This window comes from Klebsiella sp. PK01 (assembly GCF_057624675.1).
Map to the genome: position 1 here is coordinate 17,596 of NZ_JBYEZM010000003.1, position 25,466 is coordinate 43,061.

Here is a 25,466-nt window from a genome sequence, read left to right on the forward strand (position 1 = left end):
ACACGCTTTGGATGTAGCGTGATGCGCTTATTAGTTAAGACGCTCTTTGATACGAGCAGACTTACCGGTACGCTCACGCAGGTAGTACAGTTTAGCTTTACGTACAGCACCACGACGTTTAACAGCAATGCTGTCAACTACCGGAGAGTGAGTCTGGAAGACACGCTCAACGCCTTCGCCGTTGGAAATTTTACGAACAGTGAATGCAGAGTGCAGACCGCGGTTACGAATAGCGATAACCACGCCCTCGAATGCCTGCAGACGTTTTTTGGAACCTTCAACAACCCATACTTTCACTTCCACGGTATCACCCGGACGGAAGGAAGGTACGTCCTGCTTCATCTGTTCTTGTTCAAGTTGCTTAATAATGTTGCTCATAATTTAATCTCTTATCCTGGGTAAACTGATATTGGGGGCTCACGCCTGCCCATCATGTTTATGCTGCTGTTGCGCGTGTTCGCTTTTGAACTGCGCCAGCAACTTTGCTTGCTCTTCAGTCAGAGCCAGGTTTTCCAGAAGTTCAGGTCTTCTAAGCCAGGTGCGGCCCAGCGACTGCTTCAGACGCCAGCGACGTATCTCAGCATGGTTTCCCGACAGCAATACTGGCGGTACTTCCATCTCTTCTAACACTTCAGGACGGGTATAGTGCGGGCAATCCAGCAACCCATCAGCAAAGGAATCTTCCGTTGCCGATGCTTCATGTCCCAGAACTCCCGGAATGAACCGGGAAACGGAGTCAATCAGCGTCATTGCCGGTAACTCACCACCGCTGAGAACGTAATCGCCGATTGACCATTCTTCGTCAATTTCGGTTTGGATTACGCGCTCGTCTATCCCTTCGTAGCGACCACACACCAGAATCAGTTTCTGATTCGTTGCCAGTTCGCTGACGCCCGCTTGATCAAGCTTGCGTCCCTGAGGTGACAGATAAATCACCTTTGCGCCTTCACCTGCCGCGGCTTTTGCTGCATGAATGGCATCCCGTAAAGGTTGAACCATCATTAGCATCCCCGGTCCGCCGCCGTAAGGACGATCGTCCACGGTACGGTGCCGGTCATGAGCGAAGTCGCGAGGACTCCAGCTTTCGATGCTCAGCAGGCCATTTTTTACTGCCCGGCCAGTTACCCCGTAATCGGTAATTGCGCGGAACATTTCAGGAAACAGGCTAATTATGCCAATCCACATAGCGCCGTCTTTTACCGTTTATCCGGAGAATTTAAAAACCAGGATCCCAATCTACTTCGATAGTACGAGTAGCGAGATCGACTTTCTTGATAACCTGCCCATCGAGGAACGGAACCAACCGCTCCTTGATGCCAAATGCATCTTTCAGGTTTGCCTTGATGACGAGAACGTCATTCGACCCGGTTTCCATCATATCAATGACTTTACCCAGGCTATAGCCTTCGGTGGTAACTACCTGGCAACCCATCAGGTCTTTCCAGTAATAGTCGCCCTCTTCCAGCGCCGGCAGCTGCGATGAATCCACGATAATTTCGCAATTAGTCAGGAGATTCGCCGCATCACGATCGTCAATGCCTTTCAGCTTGATGATGATGTCCTGATTGTGGTGGCGCCAGCTTTCCAGCTCAACAACCTGCCACTGACCCGCCTTCTGGATTAACCAGGGCTGATAGTCAAAAATGCTTTCAGCGTCTTCGGTGGAGGAAAACACTCTGAGCCAACCACGGATACCGTAGGAAGAACCCATTTTCCCCAATACAATCGGATCAACAGGTGCTTGTGCGGTGTGTTGCTTGCTCATCATGACCACCGTGACAGATTAAGCTGCTTTGTTAGCGGCTTTGATCAGCGCGGCAACGCGATCGGAAACAGTAGCGCCCTGGCCAACCCAGTGAGCGATACGATCCAGATCCAGGCGGGTGCCTTCTTCTTTCTCGGTAGCGATCGGGTTGAAGAAGCCAACGCGCTCGATGAAGCGACCGTTGCGTGCATTACGGCTGTCGGTGACAACAACCTGGTAGAACGGACGCTTTTTAGCGCCGTGACGTGCTAAACGAATAGTTACCATAACATCCTCTTGTGTGAATAAAACAACCGGGCCCCATCGAGGAACGGAGCCCGGTGTCATATTAAAAGCCCGAAAATTTTACTGATTTCTGTGCAAAAATCAATTCAAAACTACATACGCTAAATAATTCGAGTTGCAGGAAGGCGGCAAGTGAGTAAATCCCCGGGAGCGTACACAAGTACGTGACCGGGGTGAACGAACGCAGCCAACGCATCTGCGGCTTGAATTATGACGCGTATTAGCGGCCAGGGAATCCTGGCGGCATCATCCCTTTCATCCCACGCATCATCTTCATCATGCCGCCTTTCGACTTCATCTTCTTCATCATGCGCTGCATGTCGTCGAACTGCTTCAGCAGACGGTTCACGTCCTGCACCTGCATCCCGCAGCCGGCGGCGATACGGCGTTTACGCGAACCTTTAATGATTTCCGGCTTGGCGCGCTCTTTCATCGTCATCGAGTTGATGATCGCTTCCATACGCACCAGCACTTTGTCGTCCATCTGCGCTTTCACGTTATCGGGAATTTGCCCCATGCCCGGCAGTTTGCCCATCAGGCTGGCCATGCCGCCCATGTTTTTCATCTGGCGCAGTTGCTCAAGGAAGTCGGTCAGGTCGAAACCGTCGCCTTTCTTCAGCTTGGATGCCAGCTTCTCGGCCTGCGCGCGGTCAACTTTGCTCTCGATATCTTCGATAAGCGACAGCACGTCGCCCATGCCGAGAATACGAGAAGCGATACGGTCCGGGTGGAACGGCTCCAGCGCTTCGGTTTTCTCGCCGACGCCGAGGAATTTAATCGGCTTGCCGGTGATATGACGAATCGACAGCGCCGCACCGCCGCGGGCGTCGCCGTCTACTTTGGTCAGCACCACGCCGGTCAAAGGCAGCGCTTCGTTAAAGGCCTTCGCGGTATTCGCCGCATCCTGACCGGTCATCGCATCGACGACGAACAGCGTCTCAACCGGATTAATCGCGGCGTGGACCTGTTTGATTTCGTCCATCATCGCTTCATCGACGTGCAGACGACCGGCGGTATCCACCAGCAGCACGTCGTAGAATTTAAGCTTCGCTTCTTTCAGCGCCGCGTTGACGATATCAACCGGCTTCTGGCCCACGTCGGACGGGAAGAAATCCACGCCGACCTGCTCTGCCAGCGTTTCCAGCTGTTTAATCGCCGCCGGGCGGTATACGTCCGCGGAAACGACCAGCACTTTTTTCTTGTGCTTCTCGCGCAGGAATTTACCCAGCTTACCGACGCTGGTCGTTTTACCCGCACCCTGCAGGCCCGCCATCAGGACGACGGCCGGCGGCTGCGCGGCTAAATCCAGCGTCTGGTTTTCTTCGCCCATCGCAGCAACCAGCTCGTTGCGAACAATTTTGACGAACTCCTGACCTGGCGTCAGGCTTTTATTGACTTCATGGCCTACCGCGCTCTCTTTGACGCGGCTGATGAAATCACGCACCACCGGAAGCGCGACGTCGGCCTCCAGCAGCGCCATGCGCACTTCGCGCAGGGTGTCTTTAATGTTGTCTTCGGTAAGGCGTCCGCGGCCGCTAATGTTGCGCAGCGTACGCGACAAACGATCGGTTAAATTATCAAACATTGTCTCTCGCCTGAGGTGGAAACGGTCGGTCGCCGCAGCGACACAAAAATACGAATTTGGCGCAGTATAACACGACATAAACCTGAATGTGCTGCAACGGTTGGAGCAGACGTCGCGTGACGCTATACTGCTTCTCTTTCTTATTTAGTCAACAGTCGACGCTCCTATGCCTGTGTTTGCTCTACTTGCCCTTGTCGCCTACTCCATCAGCCTTGCGCTGATCATCCCTGGCTTGCTGCAAAAAAACAGCAGCTGGCGGCGGATGGCGATTCTCTCCGCGACGATAGCGCTGATTTGCCATGCCTTCGCGCTGGAGTCACGTATTTTCCCCGGCGGCGAAGGTGGGCAAAATCTCAGCTTACTTAACGTCGGCTCGCTGGTCAGCCTGATGATCTGTACGGTGATGACCATCGTCGCCTCGCGTAATCGCGGCTGGCTATTGCTACCTATCGTATACGCCTTCGCGCTGATCAACCTCGCCTTCGCCACCTTCGTGCCTAACGAGTACATCACCCACCTCGAAACCACTCCTGGGATGTTGGTGCATATCGGCCTGTCGCTCTTTGCCTACGCCACGCTTATCATCGCCGCGCTGTACGCGCTGCAGCTGGCGTGGATTGACTACCAGCTGAAAAATAAAAAGCTGGCTTTCAGCAGCGAAATGCCGCCGCTGATGAGTATTGAGCGTAAAATGTTTCATATCACCCAGGTTGGCGTAGTGCTGCTGACCCTGACGCTATGCACCGGGTTGTTCTATATGCACAACCTGTTCAATACCGAAAATATTGATAAAGCGGTGCTATCTATCGTGGCCTGGTTTGTCTATATCGTACTGCTGTGGGGGCACTACCACGAAGGCTGGCGCGGCCGCCGGGTGGTCTGGTTTAACGTCGCCGGAGCCGGGTTGCTGACCCTGGCTTATTTTGGCAGCCGCGTCCTTCAGCAGTTTGTTAGTTAAAGACTAAGGAGTCTCTCCTGGAACACATTTCTACCACCACGCTGATCGTCACGCTGATCATCATGGTGATTATCTCCGCCTATTTCTCCGGTTCCGAAACCGGCATGATGACGCTGAACCGCTATCGGCTGCGCCATATGGCGAAACAAGGCAACCGCCCGGCTAAGCGGGTGGAAAAGCTGCTGCGTAAACCGGATCGCCTCATTAGCCTGGTGCTCATCGGCAACAACCTCGTCAATATCCTGGCCTCGGCGCTGGGAACCATCGTCGGCATGCGTCTGTACGGCGACGCCGGCGTGGCTATCGCCACCGGCGTGCTCACCTTTGTCGTGCTGGTGTTTGCCGAAGTCTTACCTAAAACCATTGCCGCCCTGTACCCGGAAAAGGTCGCCTACCCCAGCAGTTTCCTGTTGGCGCCGCTACAGGTACTGATGATGCCGCTGGTGTGGCTGTTGAACACCATTACCCGCGTACTGATGCGCATGATGGGTATTAAGACCGATCACGTCATTAGCGGCGCATTAAGCAAAGATGAACTGCGAACGATTGTGAATGAATCCCGTTCACAAATCTCACGGCGGAATCAGGACATGCTGCTGTCGGTCCTGGATCTGGAAAAGGTCAGCGTTAATGACATCATGGTGCCGCGCAATGAGATCGTCGGTATCGATATCAACGATGACTGGAAATCTATAGTCCGCCAGCTAACCCACTCGCCGCATGGCCGTATCGTGCTTTATCGTGATTCGCTGGACGATGCCATCAGCATGCTGCGCGTCCGTGAAGCCTATCGTCTGATGACGGAAAAGAAAGAGTTCACAAAAGAGATCATGTTACGAGCGGCAGATGAGATTTACTTTGTGCCAGAAGGTACGCCGCTCAGCACGCAATTGGTGAAATTCCAACGTAATAAAAAGAAAGTCGGTCTGGTGGTCGATGAATATGGTGATATTCAAGGACTGGTCACCGTTGAAGATATTCTTGAAGAGATCGTGGGAGACTTCACTACCTCAATGTCGCCAACCCTTGCCGAAGAAGTGACGCCGCTTAATGACGGCTCGGTAATTATTGACGGCGGCGCCAACGTGCGGGAAATCAACAAAGCGTTCAACTGGCATCTGCCGGAAGACGACGCGCGTACCGTAAACGGCATTATTCTGGAAGCGCTGGAGGAGATCCCGGTCCCTGGAACCCGCGTACGTATCGAACAGTATGATATCGATATTCTCGACGTACAGGACAATATGATTAAGCAGGTGAAGGTGATGCCGGTGAAATCATTACGCGAAAGCGTGGCGGAATAGCGCAGCCAGCAAAGAACAACGGTGAACTTCGGTTCGCCGTTTTTTATTTAAAGCCAATAAAAACGGCCACCCGCAGGCAGCCGTTACTGGCAAACTAACGAATTACTTCGCTTTCGCGACGGTTACCATCGCGGCGCGAATAGTACGACCGTTCAGGGTATAACCCTTCTGCATCACGCCCAGCACGTTGCCGGCAGCCACATCGTCAGACTCGACCATCGCGATGGCCTGGTGCACGTTAGGATCCAGCGGTACGTTGGTATCGGCAACCACTTCCACGCCAAACTTACGCACGACGTCCAGCATCGATTTCAGAGTCAGTTCGATCCCTTCAACCATCGGCGCCATATCCGGGTTAGCTTTATCAGCCACTTCCAGCGCGCGATCCAAGCTATCGATAACCGGCAGCAGTTCGTTAACGAACTTCTCCAGGGCGAATTTATGCGCTTTCTCGATATCCTGTTCGGTGCGACGACGCAGGTTGTCTTCTTCCGCTTTTGCGCGCAGCATCACATCACGTTCACGCTTTTGCGCTTCGGCCAGCTGTGCTTCCAGATTCGCAATTTTTTCATCGCGCGGATCCACCTGCTCAGCAGAAACCTCAGGCTCTACCGCCTCTACGTTGTCGTGCTGCTCCGTGATAATTTCTTCCGGGGCTTGCCCCTCAGGCGTTTTCTGTTCTTTACTACTCATGAATTTCTCCGCGTTTTTTTCGCATTCATCTCGCTAACTTCGCTTATTATGGGGATCAGTTTCCGGGATTCAAGGGAAGCAGACAGATTGTCATCATTCATTTAACCCAAGGACATCCAGATCATGAAGAACCATTTCAAGTGTATCGGCATTGTGGGACACCCTCGTCACCCAACCGCCCTGACCACACATGAAATGCTCTGGCGCTGGCTATGCGGCAAAGGCTATGAGGTGCTGGTCGAGCAGCAAATCGCCCATGAACTCCAGCTTAGCAATGTTAAAACCGGCACGCTGGCGGAAATCGGCCAGCAGGCGGATCTGGCGGTGGTGGTCGGCGGTGACGGCAATATGCTCGGCGCGGCGCGTACCCTGGCGCGCTATGACATCAACGTCATCGGCATTAACCGCGGCAATCTTGGTTTTCTTACCGACCTTGACCCGGATAACGCGCTCCAGCAGTTGGCCGACGTACTTGAAGGCCACTATATCGCCGAAAAACGTTTTCTGCTGGAAGCCCAGGTGTGCCAGCATGACTGCCAGAAGCGCATCAGCACGGCTATCAATGAAGTGGTGCTGCACCCGGGTAAAGTCGCGCACATGATTGAGTTCGAGGTCTATATCGATGAAGTGTTCGCCTTCTCCCAGCGCTCCGACGGCCTGATTATCTCCACGCCTACCGGTTCGACGGCCTATTCGCTCTCTGCCGGCGGCCCTATTCTCACGCCTTCTCTGGACGCCATCACCCTGGTACCGATGTTCCCGCATACGCTATCAGCGCGGCCGCTGGTGATTAACGGCGATAGTACCATTCGCCTGCGCTTCTCGCAGCGCTGCAACGATCTGGAAATCAGCTGCGACAGCCAGATTGCGCTACCCATCCAGGACGGCGAAGATGTGCTCATCCGCCGCTGTGATTATCACCTCAATCTGATTCACCCAAAAGACTACAGCTATTTCAATACATTAAGCACTAAGTTGGGCTGGTCGAAAAAATTGTTCTGATTTTACAAGCTGCCTCTTTACTGGATAAAAAACCAGTCTATACTGTACGAAAACACAGTAATGGTTTTTCATACAGGAAGGCAGCTATGTTGGCGCAACTCACCATCAGCAATTTCGCTATCGTTCGTGAACTGGAAATTGATTTTCACAGCGGCATGACCGCCATCACCGGGGAAACCGGCGCCGGGAAATCCATTGCCATCGACGCGCTGGGGCTGTGCCTCGGCGGCCGAGCCGAAGCTGACATGGTGCGCCGCGGCGCCAGCCGTGCCGACCTGTGCGCGCGCTTCGCGCTGAAAGATACCCCTGCCGCCCAGCGCTGGCTGGAAGAGAACCAACTGGAGAGCGGGCGTGAGTGTTTACTTCGCCGCGTGATCAGCGCTGACGGCCGCTCCCGCGGTTTTATCAACGGCACCGCCGTGCCTCTTTCTCAGCTTCGCGAGCTGGGCCAGTTACTTATCCAGATCCACGGCCAGCATGCCCATCAGTTACTCACCAAAGCCGAACATCAGAAAACGCTGCTCGATGGTTATACCGGTGAGTATGCGCTTACTCAGCGCATGGCGGAACGCTACCGCCAGTGGCACCAGAGCTGCCGGGAGCTGGCGCAGCATCAGCAGCAGAGCCAGGAGCGCGCCGCCCGCGCAGACCTGCTGCAATACCAGCTCAAAGAACTGAACGAATTTAATCCTCTGCCGGGCGAGTTCGAACAAATAGACGAAGAGTACAAACGTTTGGCCAACAGCGGCCAACTGCTCAGTACCTGTCAGCATGCGTTAACGGTACTGGCCGACGGCGAAGAGGCCAATTTGCAAAGCCAGCTTTATACCGCTAAACAGCTGGTTAGCGAGCTGGTCGGTATGGATAGCAAACTCTCCAGCGTGCTCGATATGCTGGAAGAAGCCTCTATTCAGCTCAGCGAGGCGACCGATGAGCTGCGCCACTACAATGACCGTCTCGATCTCGACCCTAACCGTCTGTTCGAGCTGGAACAGCGCATTTCCCGGCAGATTGCGCTGGCGCGTAAGCATCAGATTGCTCCGGAAGAGCTGCCGGCGTTCTATCAGGCCATGCTGGATGAGCAGCGCCTGCTGGACGACAGCGCCGGTTCGCTGGAGTCGCTGAGCCAGTTGGTCGTTGAGCATCACCGCCTGGCGCTGGAAACGGCGCAGGAACTGCACGCCCTGCGTCAGCGCAGCGCCGACGAACTCACCCAGTTGATTACTGAAAGTATGCACTCACTTTCTATGCCTCACGGCGTGTTTGCCATTGATGTCGCCTTTGATGAACGCCATCTGACCGCCGAAGGCGCCGACCATATTGAGTTCCGCGTCACCACCAACCCGGGGCAACCGCTGCAGCCGATCGCTAAAGTGGCCTCCGGCGGCGAGCTGTCGCGTATCGCACTGGCTATTCAGGTTATTACCGCCCGTAAAATGGAAACCCCGGCGCTGATTTTCGATGAGGTCGATGTCGGCATCAGCGGCCCGACGGCAGCGGTGGTCGGCAAACTGCTCCGCCAGTTGGGAGAATCCACGCAGGTCATGTGCGTGACTCACCTGCCGCAGGTTGCTGGCTGTGGTCACCATCATTTCTTTGTCTGCAAAGAGACCGATGGCGAGATGACCGAGACGCACATGCATGCGCTGGATAAACGCGCCAGACTGCAGGAACTGGCCCGTCTGCTGGGCGGTAGCGAGGTGACCCGCAACACCCTGGCGAACGCGAAAGAGTTGCTTGCGGCGTAAACTTTTTGATTTTCACAGAGTCATAGTGAACAGCAAATTGCCAATAGACCTGCAGTCGAAGGTTCCCAACCGGGCAAAGGTCTATTATTATCGGCATATTACAGATGAGCCACGTATTGCTCGGGCCCAAAAAGGAATCAAATCACTATGCGCTGTAAAACGCTGACTGCTGCCGCAGCGGTTCTCCTTATGTTGACCGCAGGCTGTTCCACTCTGGAACGAGTGGTTTACCGTCCTGATATCAACCAGGGTAACTATCTGGCACCAACCGATGTCGCAAAAATTCGTGTCGGCATGACACAACAGCAGGTTGCTTATGCGCTGGGTACGCCGATGATGTCAGATCCATTTGGTAGCAACACCTGGTTCTACGTTTTCCGCCAGCAGCCGGGCCATGAGAAAGTGACCCAGCAGACCCTGACGCTGACCTTCGACAGCAGCGGTGTGTTAACCAACATTGATAACAAACCGGCGCTGACCAAGTAATCTCAGGCCAGTTGAAATGCAAAAAGCGCTCAATGAGCGCTTTTTTTATTGTGCATTCCCGCTTATTTCTCGGCGTGCTTTTCAGCCCGCTGCCGGCGCAGCTCTTTCGGGTCAGCAATCAGCGGGCGATAAATCTCTACGCGGTCGCCATCATGGACTTCGTCATGCAGCTTGACCGGACGGCTGTAGATACCGACTTTATTCTTCGCCAGATCGATGTCTTCGCGCAGCGCCAGAATACCGCTCGAGATAATCGCCTGCTCGACCGTTGCCCCAGCCTGCAGCTTCACGCGTTGCAGGTACTGTTTTTCCGGCAACGCATAGGCGACTTCAACCACAATATTAGCCGACACGATACACCTCTTTGGCGCGCGTTGTGAACGCCTGCACCATATTGGCGGCCAGCTCTTTAAAGATGCGACCAAAAGCCATTTCAATCAGCTTGTTGGTGAACTCAAAATCGAGATGAAACTCAATTTTGCACGCATCCGGGCTGAGCGGAATAAACTTCCAGCCGCCAATCAGCTTTTTGAACGGCCCATCGACCAGGCTCATCAGGATACTCTGGTTATCGGTCAGTGTATTACGCGTCGTGAAAGTCTTGCTGATGCCGGCCTTGGACACATCAACCGCCGCCGTCATTTGCGTCGGCCCGGCCTCCAGCACTCGGCTACCGGTGCAGCCAGGCAGGAAATCGGGATAGGACTTCACATCATTTACGAGTTGATACATCTGTTCCACGCTGAAAGGCACCAGCGCAGTACGGCTAATCTGAGGCATAGCAGGTTCCACATTTAAACACAGGACAAATAATATCATTTATCTGCTGCTAAAAAAAACGCTGTACCGTAACTCGTGCTAAGATAGCCCATTACGCCTCGCAGGAAGGATTGAGGTAACAATGTTTAGAACTAGCGATGACTTCAGGACATTATGACTAAGAAAAAAGCCCACAAACCTGGATCAGCCACCATTGCGCTGAATAAACGCGCCCGTCACGAATACTTTATCGAAGATGAATACGAGGCAGGCCTCGCGCTGCAGGGTTGGGAAGTGAAATCTCTGCGAGCCGGCAAAGCCAACATCGGCGATAGCTATGTCATTCTGAAAGATGGCGAAGCCTATCTATTCGGCGCCAACTTTACGCCAATGGCGGTCGCCTCCACGCATTACGTTTGCGATCCGACCCGTACCCGCAAGCTGCTGCTCAATCAGCGCGAGCTCGATGCGCTATACGGCCGCATCAACCGCGAAGGTTATACCGTCGTCGCCCTGTCGTTGTACTGGAAGAACGCCTGGTGCAAAGTGAAAATCGGCGTGGCGAAAGGTAAGAAACAGCACGATAAGCGCACCGACGTGAAAGATCGTGAATGGGCGGTCGATAAGGCGCGCATCATGAAGAATGCCGGGCGGTAATCCCCCCTCTCTGCGGGCCAGCTCCCTCTGGCCCTACGCTATATTGCTGTTGTCGCTGCTTTTTCATTCGATATGCCGCCAGAATCCTCGCTTCGGGGGCTGGTAACCTCCTTCACAAATCTGTTATACTTTAAGTACACATTGGGGCTGATTCTGGATTCGACGGGATTCGCGAAACCCAAGGTGCATGCCGAGGGGCGGTTGGCCTCGTAAAAAGCCGCAAAAAAATAGTCGCAAACGACGAAAACTACGCTTTAGCAGCTTAATAACCTGCTTAGAGCCCTCTCTCCCTAGCCTCCGCTCTTAGGACGGGGATCAAGAGAGGTCAAACCCAAAAGAGATCGCGCGGATGCCCTGCCTGGGGTTGAAGTGCTAAAACTAATCAGGCTAGTTCGTTAGTGGCGTGTCTGTCCGCAGCTGGCGTGCGAATGTAAAGACAAACTAAGCATGTAGTACCGAGGATGTAGGAATTTCGGACGCGGGTTCAACTCCCGCCAGCTCCACCAAAATTCTCCATCGGTGATTACCAGAGTCATCCGATGAAGTCCTGAAAGCCCGCACAGCGCAAGCCCTGCGGGCTTTTTTGTGTCCTCAATTTGTCCCGCGAAGTCCGAAGAGAACTAATTAAATCCGAACCTTTTAGGCACCTTGTTAGGCACCTCATAAAGCTTTATTGTTTTTGAGGTGCCTAAAACTATGGAAACCCGCCAATGGCAAGACAAACCAAACCTCTCTCAGTTAAAGAAATCGAATCAGCCAAACCCAAAGAAGCGGACTACGTTCTCTATGATGGTGGTGATGGCGTAAGTATCCCATCCAGGCAGGTCTCGTTTTTTTGATAGCGGACCTTACTCTTGACACCTGAACCTAGCTTTAGCATGGATTGTACTAACTAAACTGAGACGGCCAATCCTGGGATTTAGATCGCTGGTACTTTTACTCCGGCCATGTAAGCGACCGGAGTACAGATTTAAACCCTGTCAGAATATGCTTTCAGCATCGCAAGAACCGCCCAACGAGCCGCATCATCTGCGATATTCTCAGGCAGAGCATCAGCTCGCAGATTGATATAAGCGTCAACAGCCATTCTGATGGCCATGCTGACCGAGTCACGATCGTGCGTTGCCAGCGTGGAAGTCAGCAGGCCATCAGGGTCAATGCCGTGGAATTCAATGCGGCGAACCCCACGTTGCGGAAGATTGGCACGACGGTACAACATTGGCCCCAGCACCTGCTCGCGGAAGAATGACAGCATACCCATCGCTTCGAAGAGTTCGCCCCTTCCCAACTTAACCACTGCATAATGCAGCCAGATCCAGGCTCGGGACTCAAACCACTCCGGCGTCATATCAGGCCAGTGAGCACTAAATTTTGCCAGTTGTCGCTGCAGAGCAGTGTTATCACGGGTAAATAGCACTGCGGGCTCCTCAACGCGTTGAGTGAGCATTTCCAGAGTGACGAATTTCAAATCGACATGAAGAAGTTCTGGGCCATACAAGCATATTAGCAGGCGAGGCTCTCCGACATGTTCCCCGGTAAAAGCATGGAGCAGATGGCCTAATGTTCCGGCAAGCTCCCTGCGCTGCGTCATGATTTCGTCATAGTGGAGAGTGTCTACGACAACGACAAAATCGAGATCGGAGTATTTATCAAACCCACCATGAACAATTGAGCCACCAGCGAGAAGGGAGTGAATTCGCGAATCAGACTGAAATTTAAGTTTGAGTTGCTCTGCAAAACTTCTGTGTAAATCGGGTAATGTACTCAGCATACTTTTTCCTGTTCACAAAAAATACAAAGCATTTCAGAATATCGAGTTGTTTATATTCAGGCCAGATATTTTGCAGGAACAGTGATGTCCGCAGCAGGTTATCCCGACGAGAAATATTGTCCTATGCGTCTGGCGCTACTTCTGGCAATCGTTTATTCCGGTATCTGACATACACTGTAGTGTCAAATACGCATTGTGAAGTGATAACTCTTCGCACTTCACTTGCTATGTACTTAATATTTTAATAAAAATAACTTATTGAACAGTATGACCCGTAAGACAAAAAAGAATTTTAAGCTCTATTCAAAACACAGCTGGAGCTTAGTTCCAGTAACTAAGGGAACTCCGAATTGCCGGTTTCGTTTCAGAAATCATATAGAGTTCACTTAGCAAAAAAACAGACCATAAGTATCATTAGGAACCTATCTATTAGTAATGATGAGGTGCTGAATGGGATTCACATACCCTGCTGTCGCTGGAGCACTGCAGAATGATCAGAGAGCCTTTTCTGCTGCTCTGGCCTCGCTGCAAGGAACGGCATCAAACTTTGCTGCGCATTGTATTCAGGACTCCCGTGTTAGAGTGCAATATCTACGTGATATTCAAAACATGTCCGCCGAATTTGTTCAATCAGTTGGAAGTGGGAAAATGTCTCCCAGAGAAGCCGCCACATTAGCCTCTCAGATGCGCAACGAAATTCTGGATCTTTCACGGCTAAGAAACAGCCCTGTCGGTAGAGCCTACGCGAAAAAGTTAAAACCATCGGGGCGTACGATGGCTGACCTAACTGAACATTATGCTACGAAGATGTTTCAGCAACCTTTCGAGTCTCTATCGGAAAGACAGCAGGCCACAATCTTTAAAGAAATGATCCACTCGGCTGGACGTGACAGGGGCGCAGTATCGGGCATCGCTAAAACCTTGGGTATGGCCGGTAAGCGTGTCCTCTTTGTCTCTTTAGCTGTCGCCGCTTACGAAATCTATCAAGCGGAAGATAAAACCACCGAAACGATGCATCAAGGTGCTATAGCCGCTGCTGGTGTTGCCGGAGGATGGGGAGTCGGAGCTGCAGTGGTCGCAACAGGTGTTTGTGCGGCAACTGCGCCTGTTTGTATTGGTGTTGCTGCATTAGTGGGCGGAATTCTCGCATCGGTCGGAACAGACCTTCTGTTTGGAACCTTATATGTTTCACCACAGGGGAGAAACTAATATGCAACTAACAGAAGCTCAACTGATGACCCGCGTTCCTGTCTGGCACGCATTATCGGAGCTGTTTACCGGACGCGAACTCCAGGACTACGACTACCGATGGATGGCGCAGAAGTTAAAGGAGTCTGGTTTAAGTCGGGAAGAGATCTTTGTGATTCTGGATGAGGAAGTTGCCCCTGCCCTCCAGTCAAATCTTCTCTACAACCCAACGCCGGTGATGGACGGTTGGTCAGAGAAAGATATTAAACAGCTCGTGACAGAGTATGTATATAAGAAACCGACAATTATCGAGCGCGTCATTCCAGCCCGCGTACTGTTAAAACAGCGCCGTAAATACATTCAGAACGAACTCAATAAGCTTTCCCACGAACTGGATAAATGCTTCTGAAAGGGTTTTAAACGAGGCGATTGGCATACATTTAGGTATATATCCAAAAGCCAGGCTCATGCAGTACAGGGAATAAGACGTTGTAAAATTAGCGATGCCGTGAATATATTCACTTTCATCAGATAAACGGACACCCCTCACGGAAGTGTCCGTTTTGTCTTTCAAACGTCAGCTGCGGGTTACGCGCCTACCGGCACATCGTGCGCGGTGTTTTTCAGCGCCGGTCCGGTGTACTTCTCGATCTGCAGCTGCGACATCTGGCCACAGTTCCCCTGCGCCAGGCTGGAGGAGCCGACGTCAAAGGTCAGACAGTTGACGTTACCATTTTTACACAGCGATCCCGGCTGTGACGGATCGGCCGGATCAAACCATGCCCCTTCGCTGATACGCACCACGCCTTCGCGAACGTTATCGGTAATCACCGCTCCGACCAGGATCTGCCCGCGATCGTTAAAGGCGCGAACCAGATCGCCTTCGCTGATGCCGCGCGCGCTCGCATCTTTCGGATGGATCCAGATAGCTTCACGATCGGCCACCGCATATTTCTTGCGCAGCGGCGTATTATCGAGCTGAGAGTGCAGACGGTTAATCGGGTGACCGGTATTGAGCGACAGCGGATATTTCTCGGCTTCCGGCCCGCGATACCACTCGTGCGGCGGCATCCAGGTTGGAATCGCTTTACAGTCCTCGTAGCCCATTTTGGCGATGGCGTCAGAGTAGATCTCGATTTTCCCTGACGGCGTTCCCAGCGGGTTGAGCAGCGGGTTCTCGCGGAAATCGGCGAAACGCACCCATTGAGTGTTCTCTTGCGGGATCGGGAAGCGAATGTAGTTGTTGGAAGCCCAGAACATATCAAACGGCGGCAGCGCCACGCGGGCGTTGCGCGCCTGGGCTTTCATCTCGTCATACATGCCCTTCAACCACAGCATCTCATCTTTGCCTTCGGTAAAGGCCTCATGCACCCCAAGGATCTCGGAAATCCCCGCAAAAACATCAAAGTCGTTTTTCGCTTCGTTCTGCGGCGGTACGCACTGGCGCAGCGGGAAGACATAAAGCTGTGAATAGTCGCCGCCCATGTCCATATCGTTACGCTCGTAGGTGGTGGTCACCGGCAGTACGATGTCGGCGTGTTTCGCCGTCGCCGTCCAGTACGGTTCGTTCACCACCACGGTTTCAGGATGCTGCCAGGCTTTCACCAGGTTGTTGGTATCCTGATGCTGGTGGAAGGTATTACCGCCCGCCACGTACACCATTTTAATATCCGGATAGGTGACTTTCGTGCCGTTATAGTCGATGGTCTTGCCTGGGTTCGCCAGCGCATCGGCGATGCGCGCCACCGGGAACGGCGTAATATCTTTCGCCGCCGGCGACGTTGGGCTACCGGCGGAGATCCCCGCCAGAATGCCGCCGCGCGCGGTTGGGCTACCGCCTGAAGAGTAGTGATAACTAAAGCCGAAACCGCCGCCGGGCAGGCCAATCTGCCCCAGCATCGCCGCCAGCGTCACCATCATCCAGTGGGCCTGTTCGCCATGATGCTGACGCTGAATGCCCCAGCCGCCCATGATCATGGTGCGATGCTTCGCCATATCTCGCGCCAGCTGCTTGATGGTCTCAGCATCAACGCCGCTGATATCCGCAGCCCAGTTGGCATCTTTGACGACGCCATCTTCTTTACCGTTCAGGTAGGCTTCAAATTTATCGAACCCTACGGTGTAGGTTTTCAGGAAATCTGGGTTATGTAGATTTTCTGCCAGCAGCGTATGGGCTACCCCCGCCATCAGCGCGCAGTCGGTATAGCTGCGCGGGGCGATCCACTCGGCGCCTAATTCACGCGCGCTGTCGCTGCGCACCGGGTCGATACAGATCATCCGGGTGCCCTTTTTCTTCAGCGCTTCAAAGCCCGTCTGGCCGACGTGATCCGGCAGGTTCCAGCTGTTTTTCAGCGTGATCATGGGGTTACAACCGATCATCACCACCAGCTCGCTGTTATCAATTACGTTTGGCCACGCGGTCTGCTGTTCGTAAACTTCAACAGAGCCGACCACGTGCGGCATAATCACCTGCGCCGCGCCGGTGGAGTAGTCACCGGAATAGCCGACAAAGCCGCCCGCCAGGTTCATCATGCGCTGCAGCAGCGTTCTCGGGTTGTGGAACATCCCGACGCTTTTCCAGCCGTAAGAACCGGCATAAATAGATGATGGGCCATGCTCTTTTTGCAGACGGCTGATTTCTCCCGCCACCAGATGCAGGGCTTTATCCCAGCTGACGCGGACCCACTCATCGCGGCCGCGCAGCTCTGGCTTACTGTTTTTCGCTCCGCCTTCTAACCAGCTTTTACGCACCATCGGATATTTAATCCGGTTTTCGGCGTGAACCTGATACGGCGCCATGGTAATCAGTTCGTTGGGATACGGATCGTCTTTGATCGGGCGAACGTCAACCATTTTGCCGTCGCGGACGATGGCTTCAAACGCGCCCCAGTGAGCGCCGGTGAGAATCCCACTTTCCGCCTGGCGCAATGCAATAAACTGCGGCATCGCCTGGCTGATGGCCTCCGCCAGCGCCGAACGCGGCCACAGCCCCGCCAGCAGCGGCGCCGCCATCAGGGCGCTGGCGCCAGCCAGAAAACGGCGACGCGTCAGATTCATACCGGATTCCTGGCTCTGATCCGCCATGTCATAATCGTTATTCTTTTTCATCATGGCTCCTTATTGTTTGTCCTGATTGGCCGCTGCTGGCATGTCGCTCGCATGTTTTTGTACGTACTGGGTCAGGAGACGAACCTGTTCCTGAGTCAGTGAAGTACGGCCGGACATACCTTTAACCACCCCAATCCACTGGTTGGCGTTAAAGCGATTCAACTCGGTCAGGCCATGACAGCCGGTACAGTTGTTAGCCATTAATTCAGAAGCGTAACTCCAGATTTTTTGCTGATCGCCAATCAGATTTTTCGCAGGCAGCCAGACCTGCAGATCGACTTCATGCCAGACCTGTTTAGTCTCTTCATCGGTAACGGAGCCAGACACTTTTAACGCTTTGCGAGCTTCTTCGCCCAGCAGCGCGCTCATGATGCGTTTACCGCGCGCGGCGTAGAAGGCTTCGGTAACGCCATCCTGTTGCCAGCCATGAACATCCGCCAGCACCATGTCGCCTTCACGTTTCACCACTTTCACTTCAGTGGAGGCCATCAGGTTACCGTCGTTATGGTCGTCCGCTTTCTCGCTCAGCCAGAACGGCTGGGTCTGAATGGTGTAAAGGGTGGTCGCGGTCGCCGGGGTTTTCGCCGCCGCGTTAGCGAGCTCGCTGGCCCCTGCCGCCGCCAGGCCGCTCATGTTCGGCAGAATATGCGCCACGCCTTTATGGCAGTCGATGCAGGTTTCGCCCTCTTTGATCGCGACCGGATGCTGCTTACGGGCTTCAGGAGTCTGTGCCAGAATATCCATCGCTTTATAGTCGTGGCAGGAACGGCAGGTCGCCGAATCGCTCTTCTTCAACCCATCCCAGACGCTCTGGGCCATCGCCAGTTTATGCGCCTCGTATTTTTCCGGGGTGTCAATTTTGCCGGTCATTTCACCCCAGACATCTTTCAGGGCGCCAATTTTGGTCAGCATATAATCGATCGGCTGATGAGGAACGTGGCAATCGGCACACTCGGCGCGAATACCTTTATCGTTCTGGAAATGCACGCTGCCCTGATATTCCGCCAGAGGCTGCTGCATGGTATGACACGACACACAAAATTCGGTATCGCTGGTTTTATGCATAATAGTCGCAGTGCCGGCCAGCAACACCACGCCAATAATGATCCCAACCAGCAAGGCGATAAATATAATTTTTCGCCTACCAGAGCGTTCCAGTGAAAGTTTACTCATCTTATTATTTAACCCTTTTCCTAAATGAAAGACGCAAAAGTCCCTGCCAGATGGCAATCGTTATATAAATAAATCTATAACGATTGCACTCACCTTCTAATCCAACTGTTTTTTTGGAGATTTTCGGAGCCAGGATAATCAGCCGGGGATGATTATCCTGTGATTTCAGAGCGATAACCCATTGCAAATCCAATATGCCTTCGAGCAATACTCACGTTATTTTAATTATTTCAGTGTAGCGGCTTGTTCTTTTTTCGCCCGGTCAATACTACGAATGATAATTTCACGTTGAGTATCATCCGCCGGTAACAGTTGCAGCATCAGCTGCCACGCCGCGATCGCTTTGTCATACTGCTGATGTTCAAAGGCGTTAAACGCCGCGAGGCTAAGCACCCGCACATCGTTATGATTATTCTTCAGCAACGTATCGAGCAATTGCTGGGCTTCACGGCTATCGTTGGGATCCGTAGAGTGAAGTAACGCTTCGGTATATCCCAGCTGCGCATCGGCGTTGCCTGGCGCCAGCTGTCGTGCCTTATCAAACGCCTGTAACGCGGCGCCTGGATTATTGAGCACCAGTTGCAGCCTGCCGAGCATCGTCCAGCTCAGCTGGTCGGCCGGGTATTGCTGCAGGCGGGTACGTAACCCCAGCGCCAGTCGAAACAGCTCTTCTTCCGACAACGGTTTGCCCTGCGGATCCATCACCCGCTGCATCAGCTGCGGCGTTTGCTGGACAACTTGCTGCCACTCAACCACGCGGGTCATGTAACTCGTTCGGATAAAAACCCCTACGCATAAAGAGGTTAGTATAATAACCCCAAGAATATACACCCAATAACTACTATTTTTGTGATTCGTTTCGGCAGATTCAGGCAAATCTTCCAATAAATTCAAGCGTAAATCGTCAACCAGCTGCTGTTGCTGCGCCGCGTTCACCGCTGAAAGATCCTCATCAAGCTCCTGCAGGCGCGCCCGATAAATCATATGGTTCATGGTATTGCGGTCAACGCGCTGCCTGCCGCTCCACGGAATAAACAGCAGCGCCGCGGTTCCCAGCAGTAAAACCAACATGATGAGCAAAGCGACAATCATTTCAGGGTCCTTTTATTGTCATCAAGCAGCGCCTTTAGGCGTTCCTGTTCCTGCGCGCTCAGTTCGCTGACGCGTTCAGCCCGCGAGCGACGGCTTAAACGAAAAATCACCAGCGCGCCGCCCAGTACAAAACAAGCCGGCAGCAGCCAGAGGATAATCGTCGCGGGGGTCACCGGCGGTTCGTAGGTCACGAAGTTGCCGTAGCGCGCCACCATATAATCGGTGATTTGCTGATTGCTTTGTCCCTGCTCCATCAATTGCCAGACCTTTTTGCGCATGTCGGCGGCAATCATCGAGTTCGAATCGGCAATACTGTTGTTCTGGCATTTCGGGCAGCGTAGCTGTTCGGTCAACTGGCGGAACTGCTGCTCCTGGGCTTCATCTTTAAATGGATAGGTATCAATCGCCGCCAGCGCCTGAAACGAGAGCAGCGCCGTCAGTAAAGTGATGAGCAGATATTTCACGCGCCCCCCTGCTGGCTGTATTTATTCCACAGCGGCAGAATCTCCTGCTGCCAGACCCGCTCGTTCACATCGCCGGCATGGCGGTAGCGGATAATGCCTTTGCCGTCGATGAGGAAAGTTTCCGGCGCGCCATACACGCCAAGATCCAGCCCCAGCATGCCGTCGCCGTCAAACACCCCCAGCGCATACGGGTTGCCCAATTCGTGCAGCCAGTTCACCGCTTTCTGGCGATCGTCTTTATAGTTGATGCCAACGATGCGAATACCCTGCGCCGCCAGGGAGCGTAAATACTGATGCTCCGCCCGACAGGTAGGGCACCAGGTGGCCCAGACGTTAATCAGCACCGGTTTACCATTGATAATGCTAGAGGGATCCAGCATGACATCCGGTTTTTCCAGTGACGCCAGGCGGAAATCCGGCAGAGGCTTACCCACCAGCGCCGATTCAAGCACGGTAGGATCGTCGCCGTCGCTGTTGCGCATTAGTTGCCACATCAGCGCCGCCGCCAGAATCAGAAAGATAGCCAGCGGTAAATATAAGACTTTGCGGTTCATCACGCGTTCTCCGGCAGTGATTTACGTAAGCGGTAACGTGGGTCCAGAATGCACAGCACGCCGCCAAACGCCATTAACATCCCGCCGAACCAGATCCAGCGAACAAAAGGTTTATAGTACAAGCGCACCGCCCAGCTACCGTCGGCCAGCTCTTCACCCAGCGCAGCGTACAGGTCGCGTACCAGCCCGCCGTCGATGGCGGCTTCGGTCATCTCCATCCGGCTGCTGCTGTAAATGCGTTTCTCCGCCCGCAGCGTACTCACGTGATGGCCATTCTGCGAAACTTCGATCACCCCTTCACCGCCAAAGTAGTTCGGCCCGGTGATATCCCGTACGTCCCGGAACACAAAGTGATACTGGTGGATATCGACGCTATCGCCCGGCTTCATTCGCACGTCGCGTTCGATGCTGTAATTCTGACTGAAGGCGATGCCAATGACGGTGACCATCAGCCCTACGTGGCCGGCGACCATTCCCCAGTGACTGCGTCCGAGGCGGGTCAACCCGCGCCAGAAGGGGTGGCGGTCGGTGGCGCGCTCCACCACTTCCATCACGGTAAGCACGAATGCCCATAGCGACATCAGCAGGCCAACCACGGTCATGGCTTTAATACGATCCTGCATCAGCCACGGCAGTGCGATGGCCAGTACGATGGCAACCACCGCGGCAATCAGCAGCCGCTTACGCAGCTTGTGGAATTCATCACGACGCCAGCGCACCAGCGGCCCGATGCCAAGCAGCAGCGAGAACGGGATCATCAGCGCAATAAAGAGGGAATTAAAGAACGGCTCGCCGATAGAAATGCTGCCTAATCCCAATAACTTATGTATCAGCGGCAGCAGCGTTCCCAGCAGTACCACCAGCATGGCGGCAATCAGCAGCACATTGTTGCCCAGCAGCAGCGACTCGCGCGACCACAGTTCGTGACGCACCCGGGAGCGTACCTTGCCGCCTTTGATGGCGAATAACAGCAGCGAACCGCCGATAGTGATCACCAGCAGCGCCAGAATAAACATGCCGCGCGTAGGATCGGAAGCGAAGGAGTGTACGGAAATCAGTACCCCGGAACGCACCAGGAAAGTGCCCAGCAGGCACAGCGAGAACGCCAGAATCGCCAGCAGCACGGTCCAGGATTTAAAGCTGCCGCGCTTTTCGGTGACCGATAGCGAGTGGATCAGCGCGGTTCCCGCTAGCCACGGCATCAGGGAGGCGTTTTCTACCGGATCCCAGAACCACCAGCCGCCCCAGCCGAGCTCATAATAGGCCCACGCCGACCCCAGCACGATACCGACCGTCAGAAAGCTCCACGCCGCCAGCGTCCACGGGCGTGACCAACGCGCCCACGCGCTATCAAGACGCCCGGTCATCAGCGACGCAATGGCGAAAGCGAAAGCCACGGAGAAGCCCACGTAGCCCATGTACAGCATAGGCGGGTGGAAGATCAGCCCGATATCCTGCAGCATCGGGTTCAGATCGCGCCCTTCGATGGGGAAATCAGGTAGCGTGCGCACGAACGGATTTGAGGTCAGCAGGATAAACGCCAGGAAGCAGAAGGAGATCATCCCCATCACCGCCAGCACGCGCGAAGAGGCTTCCAGCGGAATATTACGGCTCAGGGCCGCGACCGCGCAGGTCCAGCCGCTCATCAGCAATACCCACAGCAACAACGATCCCTCGTGCGCCCCCCAGGTCGCCGCGACGCGATACCACACCGGCAGCAGCGTATTCGAGTTACTGACGACATACAGAACGGTGAAGTCATTCACCACAAAGGCGTACACCAGAATGAGAAACGCCCCGAGGATGGCGGCAAACATCGCTACCGACAGCGGCTTCGCCAGCGCCATCATCCGCGCATCCTGCCGCATCGCGCCCCAGCTGGGAAATAGCGCCAGCAGGCAGGAAATGCCCAACGCCAGGCACAGCAGGAAGAGGCCGATTTCAGGGATCATTGCGCGGCTCCCTGCGGCTTCTCAGCCGGATGATGATTCTCTTCCATCGCTTCTTTCACTTCCGGAGGGGTGTAATTTTCATCGTGTTTCGCCAGCACTTCTTTCGCGCGGATATGCGTCCCGTCCTGCAGCGTCCCCTGGGCTACGACCCCCTGCCCTTCGCGGAACAACGCCGGCAGGATCCCGGTATAGCTCACCTCGACGACGCCGCGGGCATCATAGAGTTTGAAGGTCACATCGAGGGTTTTATCGTCACGCTTCACGCTGCCGGGCATCACCATGCCGCCGATACGTAGACGCTGCCCCGGCTCTGGCTTCTGGCCATTTTCCCGTTTGCCGTATATCACTTCGCCCGGTGTATAGAAGAGATCGATATTGGAGCTTAATGCATACATCACCAGACCAACGGTCAGCGCCAGCCCCCCAATCACTCCGCAGGCGAGCCAGAGACGTACTTTACGCCGAGGATTCACAACGCATCTCCCTTCATTGACCTTTGCTTACGCGCCGCCGATACCCGGCGCTCGCGCGCCATCTGCCGGCGTATATCCGCCAGTAGCGCCCGGCGCTGCCAGCGGGTGTGGATGAACAAAATCAGCAACGCGATGACCGTCACTGCAACCGCCAGCCAGACATAAAAGGCGTAGCCGCCCATCTGCCAGAAATCGCTCCAGGAGTGAAAAGCGCTGGTCATGAGTTCTCCTCACGCTTACTTGCGCCAGCCAGCGCCACGACCCACGGGCGGCGGCGCTCCTGCAACAGAATTAAATTACGCATACGCATTAATGTCAGAGTAATAAAGAGGAATAAGAAACCGAAAATGGTTAAACGCAACGGCATGCGCATCGACGGGTCGATGGTTTTCTGCATATTGGTCGAGCCCTGATGGAGGGTGTTCCACCACTCCACGGAATAATGAATAATCGGCAGGTTGACCACCCCGACCAGCACCAGTATCCCGGCGGCGCGCCCGGCCAGCCGGCGATCGTCAAAAGCGTGATACAGGCCAATCACCCCGACGTATAAAAACAGCAGGACCAGTTCGGATGTCAGACGCGCATCCCACACCCACCAGGTTCCCCACATCGGTTTTCCCCACGCGGAACCGGTCACCAGCGCAATAAAGGTATAAACCGCGCCTGGCAGCGCCATCGCCATCACCGCTTTATCCGCCATTTTCATCTGCCAGACCAGGCCGACAAAAGCGGTCACGGCCATTGAGCCGTAAATCCCCATCGACCACATCGCCGCCGGGACGTGCAGATACATGATGCGATAGCTTTCACCCTGTTGATAATCTGCCGGGGCGTAGACAAATCCCCAGACGCAGCCCACCACCAGAAACAGCGCGCTGAGGATAGCCATCAGCGGAATGCATCGTCCGCATACGCTATACAGGCGCTCTGGAATGGCGAGTTGATGTAACACTTTCCACATTTTTTTTGCCTCATTGCCCCGAGGGAACGGGAATTATTGCACGCTAATTCTGAGTGCCGCCGCGGTAGCAAACGGACTTAAAGTGGCGCTTCCTGCCAGAAAGGCGCCAAGGATGGCCATATAGCCGTCAACCGGTAACTGCATCTGCGCCGCGCCCACGGCGGCGGTGGCGAAAATCAGTAACGGAATCATCAGCGGCAGCACCAGCAGGCTAAGCAATACGCCGCCGCGCCGAAGGCCGACGGTCAGCCCCACGCCGATGGCGCCAATAAAGCTCAGCGTTGGCGTGCCCATCAATAGCGTCAGGGCCAGCACCTGCCACTCCGCCGTCGAAAGTCCGAATAACATGGCGATCAGCGGAGAGATTATCAGCAGCGGCAGCCCGGAGACCACCCAATGCGCCGCAATCTTTGCCAGCACCACCAGCGACAGCGGTACCGGCATCAGCATCATTTGCTGCAGCGAGCCATCCAGCCAGTCATCGCGAAACAGCCGGTCCATTGCCAGCAGCGAAGAGAGCAGCGCCGCCACCCACACAATGCCCGGCGCAATCTGCCGGAGCAGCTGCGGTTCAGGGCCGATACTGAGGGGGAACAGGGTGATAATAATCAGGAAAAACCACAGCGGGTTGATAATTTCGGCGTAATTGCGAAAGGCAAGGCGCAGGTCGCGCCAGAATATCTGCTTGATCATGCCGCAGCCGCCTCATCGTCATTCAGCATAATCGTGCGTAAGGGAACGCAGAGCGGGCGCAGGGGTTGATGGGTGGTCAGGATGACCGCACCGCCCTGGCCGACGTGCTGCTCCAGCCGGGTGGTCAGCGTTTGTACGCCAGCCGCATCGAGCGCGGTGAAGGGTTCATCTAAAATCCAGAACGTCGCCCGGCTGAGCCATAGTCTCGCCAGCGCGACGCGCCGCTGTTGCCCGGCGGAGAGTTGCGCTACCTGAACATCTTCAAAGCCCACCAGCTCAACCTGCGCCAGCGCCTGCCAGCGCGCCTCAATGGTCGCCTCGGGATGGTAAAAGCGCAGATTTTCGTCCGCCGTGAGCGCCCCTTTCACACCAACCTGATGACCGAGCCATAAGAGCTGCGCGTGCCAGCTATCGCGAGTACGCCGCAGCGGTTTTCCCTGCCAGAGAATTTCCCCTTCTTCTGGCGTCGATAACCCGGTTAAGAGATGTAATAACGAGGTTTTTCCCGCGCCGTTGGGGCCTGAAATTTGAATAATCTCGCCTGGCTGTACCGAAAACGATAAGTGGGTAAAAAGGGTTCGTTCATCCCGCAGGCAGGCGATATTTTGTATGTCCAGCATCAGAAAGCAGGTCCAGTCCGGGCGTCAGCGCATTCAAGTGCCTTATTATAACGAAAGAAAACAATCTGTTTTGCTGAATGTATTAAAAATTTTATACCGGAGCTAAGCGGGTAAAAATGCTAAAAACACATAATCGAACATGCCAGTAGCGGTTGCATTTTCACCACTACCG

The 25,466-nt window shown here is 54.3% G+C and carries 28 protein-coding genes, 1 other RNA gene and 1 pseudogene; 10 read left to right on the plus strand and 20 right to left on the minus strand.

All coding sequences use genetic code 11. The features are described 5' to 3' along the window. Window positions 1-30: 30 nt before the first annotated feature. From rplS to ffh, 5 genes are all read right to left on the minus strand, one after another. The gene (rplS, locus tag AC22LX_RS09655) at window positions 31-378 is read right to left on the minus strand and encodes a 50S ribosomal protein L19 (protein WP_002914145.1); all 348 of its coding nucleotides are present in this window, start codon (window positions 376-378) and stop codon (window positions 31-33) included. Between the two features lie 39 nt (window positions 379-417). Further along, window positions 418-1,185: a tRNA (guanosine(37)-N1)-methyltransferase TrmD gene (trmD, locus tag AC22LX_RS09660; protein WP_008806092.1), complete on the minus strand. Its 768-nt coding sequence runs from the start codon at window positions 1,183-1,185 to the stop codon at window positions 418-420. A 31-nt stretch (window positions 1,186-1,216) separates the two neighbouring features. Next, window positions 1,217-1,765 (minus strand): ribosome maturation factor RimM, encoded by a 549-nt coding sequence (gene rimM, locus AC22LX_RS09665; RefSeq protein ID WP_015703198.1) that lies wholly within the window; start codon window positions 1,763-1,765, stop codon window positions 1,217-1,219. An 18-nt stretch (window positions 1,766-1,783) separates the two neighbouring features. Next, complete coding sequence (gene rpsP, locus AC22LX_RS09670; RefSeq protein WP_015370257.1) at window positions 1,784-2,032, minus strand: 30S ribosomal protein S16; 249 nt, start codon at window positions 2,030-2,032, stop codon at window positions 1,784-1,786. Between the two features lie 238 nt (window positions 2,033-2,270). Next, complete coding sequence (gene ffh / locus AC22LX_RS09675) at window positions 2,271-3,635, minus strand: signal recognition particle protein (protein WP_020078159.1); 1,365 nt, start codon at window positions 3,633-3,635, stop codon at window positions 2,271-2,273. A 166-nt stretch (window positions 3,636-3,801) separates the two neighbouring features. Here ffh and AC22LX_RS09680 point away from each other — a divergent pair, with 166 nt between their 5' ends. Together AC22LX_RS09680 and AC22LX_RS09685 are read left to right on the plus strand one after the other, a co-directional pair. Continuing rightward, on the plus strand, window positions 3,802-4,593 hold the full coding sequence (locus AC22LX_RS09680) for a cytochrome C assembly family protein (protein WP_015703199.1): 792 nt from the start codon (window positions 3,802-3,804) through the stop codon (window positions 4,591-4,593). Between the two features lie 17 nt (window positions 4,594-4,610). After that, window positions 4,611-5,897 (plus strand): HlyC/CorC family transporter, encoded by a 1,287-nt coding sequence (locus AC22LX_RS09685; protein ID WP_026612238.1) that lies wholly within the window; start codon window positions 4,611-4,613, stop codon window positions 5,895-5,897. A gap of 102 nt (window positions 5,898-5,999) precedes the next feature. Here AC22LX_RS09685 and grpE read toward each other — a convergent pair whose 3' ends face one another. After that, a complete protein-coding gene (gene grpE / locus AC22LX_RS09690) occupies window positions 6,000-6,590 on the minus strand; it encodes a nucleotide exchange factor GrpE (protein WP_015370253.1) in 591 nt (196 codons plus the stop codon). Window positions 6,591-6,713: 123 nt separating this feature from the next. On the opposite strand from grpE, the gene nadK reads away from it, so the two are divergent. From nadK to bamE, 3 genes are all read left to right on the plus strand, one after another. Further along, a complete protein-coding gene (gene nadK / locus AC22LX_RS09695; protein ID WP_015370252.1) occupies window positions 6,714-7,592 on the plus strand; it encodes an NAD(+) kinase in 879 nt (292 codons plus the stop codon). An 86-nt stretch (window positions 7,593-7,678) separates the two neighbouring features. Continuing rightward, window positions 7,679-9,340, plus strand: coding sequence for a DNA repair protein RecN (gene recN, locus AC22LX_RS09700; protein ID WP_045366812.1), 1,662 nt, complete (start codon window positions 7,679-7,681; stop codon window positions 9,338-9,340). Between the two features lie 147 nt (window positions 9,341-9,487). Continuing rightward, window positions 9,488-9,826: an outer membrane protein assembly factor BamE gene (gene bamE, locus AC22LX_RS09705; protein ID WP_047044418.1), complete on the plus strand. Its 339-nt coding sequence runs from the start codon at window positions 9,488-9,490 to the stop codon at window positions 9,824-9,826. Window positions 9,827-9,888: 62 nt separating this feature from the next. On the opposite strand, the gene AC22LX_RS09710 is transcribed toward bamE, so the two are convergent. Together AC22LX_RS09710 and AC22LX_RS09715 are read right to left on the minus strand one after the other, a co-directional pair. Continuing rightward, window positions 9,889-10,179: an RnfH family protein gene (locus AC22LX_RS09710; RefSeq protein ID WP_015370249.1), complete on the minus strand. Its 291-nt coding sequence runs from the start codon at window positions 10,177-10,179 to the stop codon at window positions 9,889-9,891. Further along, window positions 10,169-10,606 carry a type II toxin-antitoxin system RatA family toxin gene (locus tag AC22LX_RS09715; RefSeq protein WP_015370248.1) on the minus strand — a complete coding sequence of 146 codons (438 nt, stop codon included), beginning with the start codon at window positions 10,604-10,606 and terminating at the stop codon, window positions 10,169-10,171. Before AC22LX_RS09715 ends, AC22LX_RS09710 begins: the two co-directional genes overlap by 11 nt. 153 nt (window positions 10,607-10,759) lie before the next feature. Here AC22LX_RS09715 and smpB point away from each other — a divergent pair, with 153 nt between their 5' ends. The 3 genes and pseudogenes from smpB to AC22LX_RS09730 form a co-directional block, all read left to right on the plus strand. Further along, the gene (gene smpB / locus AC22LX_RS09720) at window positions 10,760-11,242 is read left to right on the plus strand and encodes an SsrA-binding protein SmpB (protein WP_020078156.1); all 483 of its coding nucleotides are present in this window, start codon (window positions 10,760-10,762) and stop codon (window positions 11,240-11,242) included. A 143-nt stretch (window positions 11,243-11,385) separates the two neighbouring features. Then, window positions 11,386-11,748: a transfer-messenger RNA gene (ssrA, locus tag AC22LX_RS09725) on the plus strand. A 204-nt stretch (window positions 11,749-11,952) separates the two neighbouring features. Next, window positions 11,953-12,054, plus strand: a pseudogene (locus tag AC22LX_RS09730) (integrase arm-type DNA-binding domain-containing protein); the annotation flags it as partial. Window positions 12,055-12,212: 158 nt separating this feature from the next. Here AC22LX_RS09730 and AC22LX_RS09735 read toward each other — a convergent pair. After that, complete coding sequence (locus tag AC22LX_RS09735) at window positions 12,213-13,013, minus strand: nucleotidyltransferase domain-containing protein (protein WP_045366796.1); 801 nt, start codon at window positions 13,011-13,013, stop codon at window positions 12,213-12,215. 450 nt (window positions 13,014-13,463) lie between these two features. Between AC22LX_RS09735 and AC22LX_RS09740 the strand changes: the two genes are divergently transcribed. Beyond that, window positions 13,464-14,222: a hypothetical protein gene (locus AC22LX_RS09740; RefSeq protein ID WP_063447414.1), complete on the plus strand. Its 759-nt coding sequence runs from the start codon at window positions 13,464-13,466 to the stop codon at window positions 14,220-14,222. A gap of 1 nt (window position 14,223) precedes the next feature. Next, window positions 14,224-14,610: a DUF7079 family protein gene (locus AC22LX_RS09745; protein ID WP_047044410.1), complete on the plus strand. Its 387-nt coding sequence runs from the start codon at window positions 14,224-14,226 to the stop codon at window positions 14,608-14,610. A 179-nt stretch (window positions 14,611-14,789) separates the two neighbouring features. On the opposite strand, the gene torA is transcribed toward AC22LX_RS09745, so the two are convergent. The 11 genes from torA to ccmA all read right to left on the minus strand — a co-directional run bounded on the left by torA (window position 14,790) and on the right by ccmA (window position 25,294). Beyond that, window positions 14,790-17,309, minus strand: a complete 2,520-nt coding sequence (gene torA / locus AC22LX_RS09750) for a trimethylamine-N-oxide reductase TorA (protein ID WP_074165804.1) — start codon at window positions 17,307-17,309, stop codon at window positions 14,790-14,792. Between the two features lie 9 nt (window positions 17,310-17,318). Next, window positions 17,319-18,482 carry a NapC/NirT family cytochrome c gene (locus tag AC22LX_RS09755; protein ID WP_487333966.1) on the minus strand — a complete coding sequence of 388 codons (1,164 nt, stop codon included), beginning with the start codon at window positions 18,480-18,482 and terminating at the stop codon, window positions 17,319-17,321. A gap of 225 nt (window positions 18,483-18,707) precedes the next feature. Then, window positions 18,708-19,574: a c-type cytochrome biogenesis protein CcmI gene (gene ccmI, locus AC22LX_RS09760; protein WP_045395133.1), complete on the minus strand. Its 867-nt coding sequence runs from the start codon at window positions 19,572-19,574 to the stop codon at window positions 18,708-18,710. After that, the gene (locus AC22LX_RS09765; protein ID WP_045395134.1) at window positions 19,571-20,038 is read right to left on the minus strand and encodes a cytochrome c-type biogenesis protein; all 468 of its coding nucleotides are present in this window, start codon (window positions 20,036-20,038) and stop codon (window positions 19,571-19,573) included. Before AC22LX_RS09765 ends, ccmI begins: the two co-directional genes overlap by 4 nt. Next, the gene (locus AC22LX_RS09770) at window positions 20,035-20,592 is read right to left on the minus strand and encodes a DsbE family thiol:disulfide interchange protein (protein ID WP_045395135.1); all 558 of its coding nucleotides are present in this window, start codon (window positions 20,590-20,592) and stop codon (window positions 20,035-20,037) included. Before AC22LX_RS09770 ends, AC22LX_RS09765 begins: the two co-directional genes overlap by 4 nt. Then, complete coding sequence (locus tag AC22LX_RS09775) at window positions 20,592-22,544, minus strand: heme lyase CcmF/NrfE family subunit (RefSeq protein WP_045395136.1); 1,953 nt, start codon at window positions 22,542-22,544, stop codon at window positions 20,592-20,594. The genes AC22LX_RS09770 and AC22LX_RS09775 overlap by 1 nt, the downstream gene beginning before the upstream one ends. Continuing rightward, entirely contained in the window at window positions 22,541-23,017 is a 477-nt protein-coding gene (ccmE, locus tag AC22LX_RS09780) for a cytochrome c maturation protein CcmE (RefSeq protein WP_015703212.1), read from the minus strand. The genes AC22LX_RS09775 and ccmE overlap by 4 nt, the downstream gene beginning before the upstream one ends. Beyond that, window positions 23,014-23,238, minus strand: a complete 225-nt coding sequence (gene ccmD / locus AC22LX_RS09785) for a heme exporter protein CcmD (RefSeq protein WP_045395139.1) — start codon at window positions 23,236-23,238, stop codon at window positions 23,014-23,016. The genes ccmE and ccmD overlap by 4 nt, the downstream gene beginning before the upstream one ends. Further along, window positions 23,235-23,981, minus strand: a complete 747-nt coding sequence (locus AC22LX_RS09790; RefSeq protein ID WP_045378274.1) for a heme ABC transporter permease — start codon at window positions 23,979-23,981, stop codon at window positions 23,235-23,237. The genes ccmD and AC22LX_RS09790 overlap by 4 nt, the downstream gene beginning before the upstream one ends. 33 nt (window positions 23,982-24,014) lie before the next feature. After that, complete coding sequence (gene ccmB, locus AC22LX_RS09795) at window positions 24,015-24,674, minus strand: heme exporter protein CcmB (RefSeq protein ID WP_045378271.1); 660 nt, start codon at window positions 24,672-24,674, stop codon at window positions 24,015-24,017. After that, window positions 24,671-25,294, minus strand: coding sequence for a cytochrome c biogenesis heme-transporting ATPase CcmA (gene ccmA / locus AC22LX_RS09800; RefSeq protein ID WP_045395142.1), 624 nt, complete (start codon window positions 25,292-25,294; stop codon window positions 24,671-24,673). The genes ccmB and ccmA overlap by 4 nt, the downstream gene beginning before the upstream one ends. Between the last annotated feature and the right edge of the window lie 172 nt (window positions 25,295-25,466).

Coding starts and splice junctions, on each gene's coding strand:
- rplS (WP_002914145.1), bottom strand. CDS start 378: ATGAGCAACATTATTAAGCAACTTGAACAAGAACAGATGAAGCAGGAC.
- trmD (WP_008806092.1), bottom strand. CDS start 1,185: ATGTGGATTGGCATAATTAGCCTGTTTCCTGAAATGTTCCGCGCAATT.
- rimM (WP_015703198.1), bottom strand. CDS start 1,765: ATGAGCAAGCAACACACCGCACAAGCACCTGTTGATCCGATTGTATTG.
- rpsP (WP_015370257.1), bottom strand. CDS start 2,032: ATGGTAACTATTCGTTTAGCACGTCACGGCGCTAAAAAGCGTCCGTTC.
- ffh (WP_020078159.1), bottom strand. CDS start 3,635: ATGTTTGATAATTTAACCGATCGTTTGTCGCGTACGCTGCGCAACATT.
- AC22LX_RS09680 (WP_015703199.1), top strand. CDS start 3,802: ATGCCTGTGTTTGCTCTACTTGCCCTTGTCGCCTACTCCATCAGCCTT.
- grpE (WP_015370253.1), bottom strand. CDS start 6,590: ATGAGTAGTAAAGAACAGAAAACGCCTGAGGGGCAAGCCCCGGAAGAA.
- nadK (WP_015370252.1), top strand. CDS start 6,714: ATGAAGAACCATTTCAAGTGTATCGGCATTGTGGGACACCCTCGTCAC.
- recN (WP_045366812.1), top strand. CDS start 7,679: ATGTTGGCGCAACTCACCATCAGCAATTTCGCTATCGTTCGTGAACTG.
- bamE (WP_047044418.1), top strand. CDS start 9,488: ATGCGCTGTAAAACGCTGACTGCTGCCGCAGCGGTTCTCCTTATGTTG.
- AC22LX_RS09715 (WP_015370248.1), bottom strand. CDS start 10,606: ATGCCTCAGATTAGCCGTACTGCGCTGGTGCCTTTCAGCGTGGAACAG.
- smpB (WP_020078156.1), top strand. CDS start 10,760: ATGACTAAGAAAAAAGCCCACAAACCTGGATCAGCCACCATTGCGCTG.
- AC22LX_RS09735 (WP_045366796.1), bottom strand. CDS start 13,013: ATGCTGAGTACATTACCCGATTTACACAGAAGTTTTGCAGAGCAACTC.
- AC22LX_RS09740 (WP_063447414.1), top strand. CDS start 13,464: ATGGGATTCACATACCCTGCTGTCGCTGGAGCACTGCAGAATGATCAG.
- AC22LX_RS09745 (WP_047044410.1), top strand. CDS start 14,224: ATGCAACTAACAGAAGCTCAACTGATGACCCGCGTTCCTGTCTGGCAC.
- torA (WP_074165804.1), bottom strand. CDS start 17,309: ATGAAAAAGAATAACGATTATGACATGGCGGATCAGAGCCAGGAATCC.
- AC22LX_RS09755 (WP_487333966.1), bottom strand. CDS start 18,482: ATGAGTAAACTTTCACTGGAACGCTCTGGTAGGCGAAAAATTATATTT.
- ccmI (WP_045395133.1), bottom strand. CDS start 19,574: ATGATTGTCGCTTTGCTCATCATGTTGGTTTTACTGCTGGGAACCGCG.
- AC22LX_RS09770 (WP_045395135.1), bottom strand. CDS start 20,592: ATGAACCGCAAAGTCTTATATTTACCGCTGGCTATCTTTCTGATTCTG.
- AC22LX_RS09775 (WP_045395136.1), bottom strand. CDS start 22,544: ATGATCCCTGAAATCGGCCTCTTCCTGCTGTGCCTGGCGTTGGGCATT.
- ccmD (WP_045395139.1), bottom strand. CDS start 23,238: ATGACCAGCGCTTTTCACTCCTGGAGCGATTTCTGGCAGATGGGCGGC.
- AC22LX_RS09790 (WP_045378274.1), bottom strand. CDS start 23,981: ATGTGGAAAGTGTTACATCAACTCGCCATTCCAGAGCGCCTGTATAGC.
- ccmB (WP_045378271.1), bottom strand. CDS start 24,674: ATGATCAAGCAGATATTCTGGCGCGACCTGCGCCTTGCCTTTCGCAAT.
- ccmA (WP_045395142.1), bottom strand. CDS start 25,294: ATGCTGGACATACAAAATATCGCCTGCCTGCGGGATGAACGAACCCTT.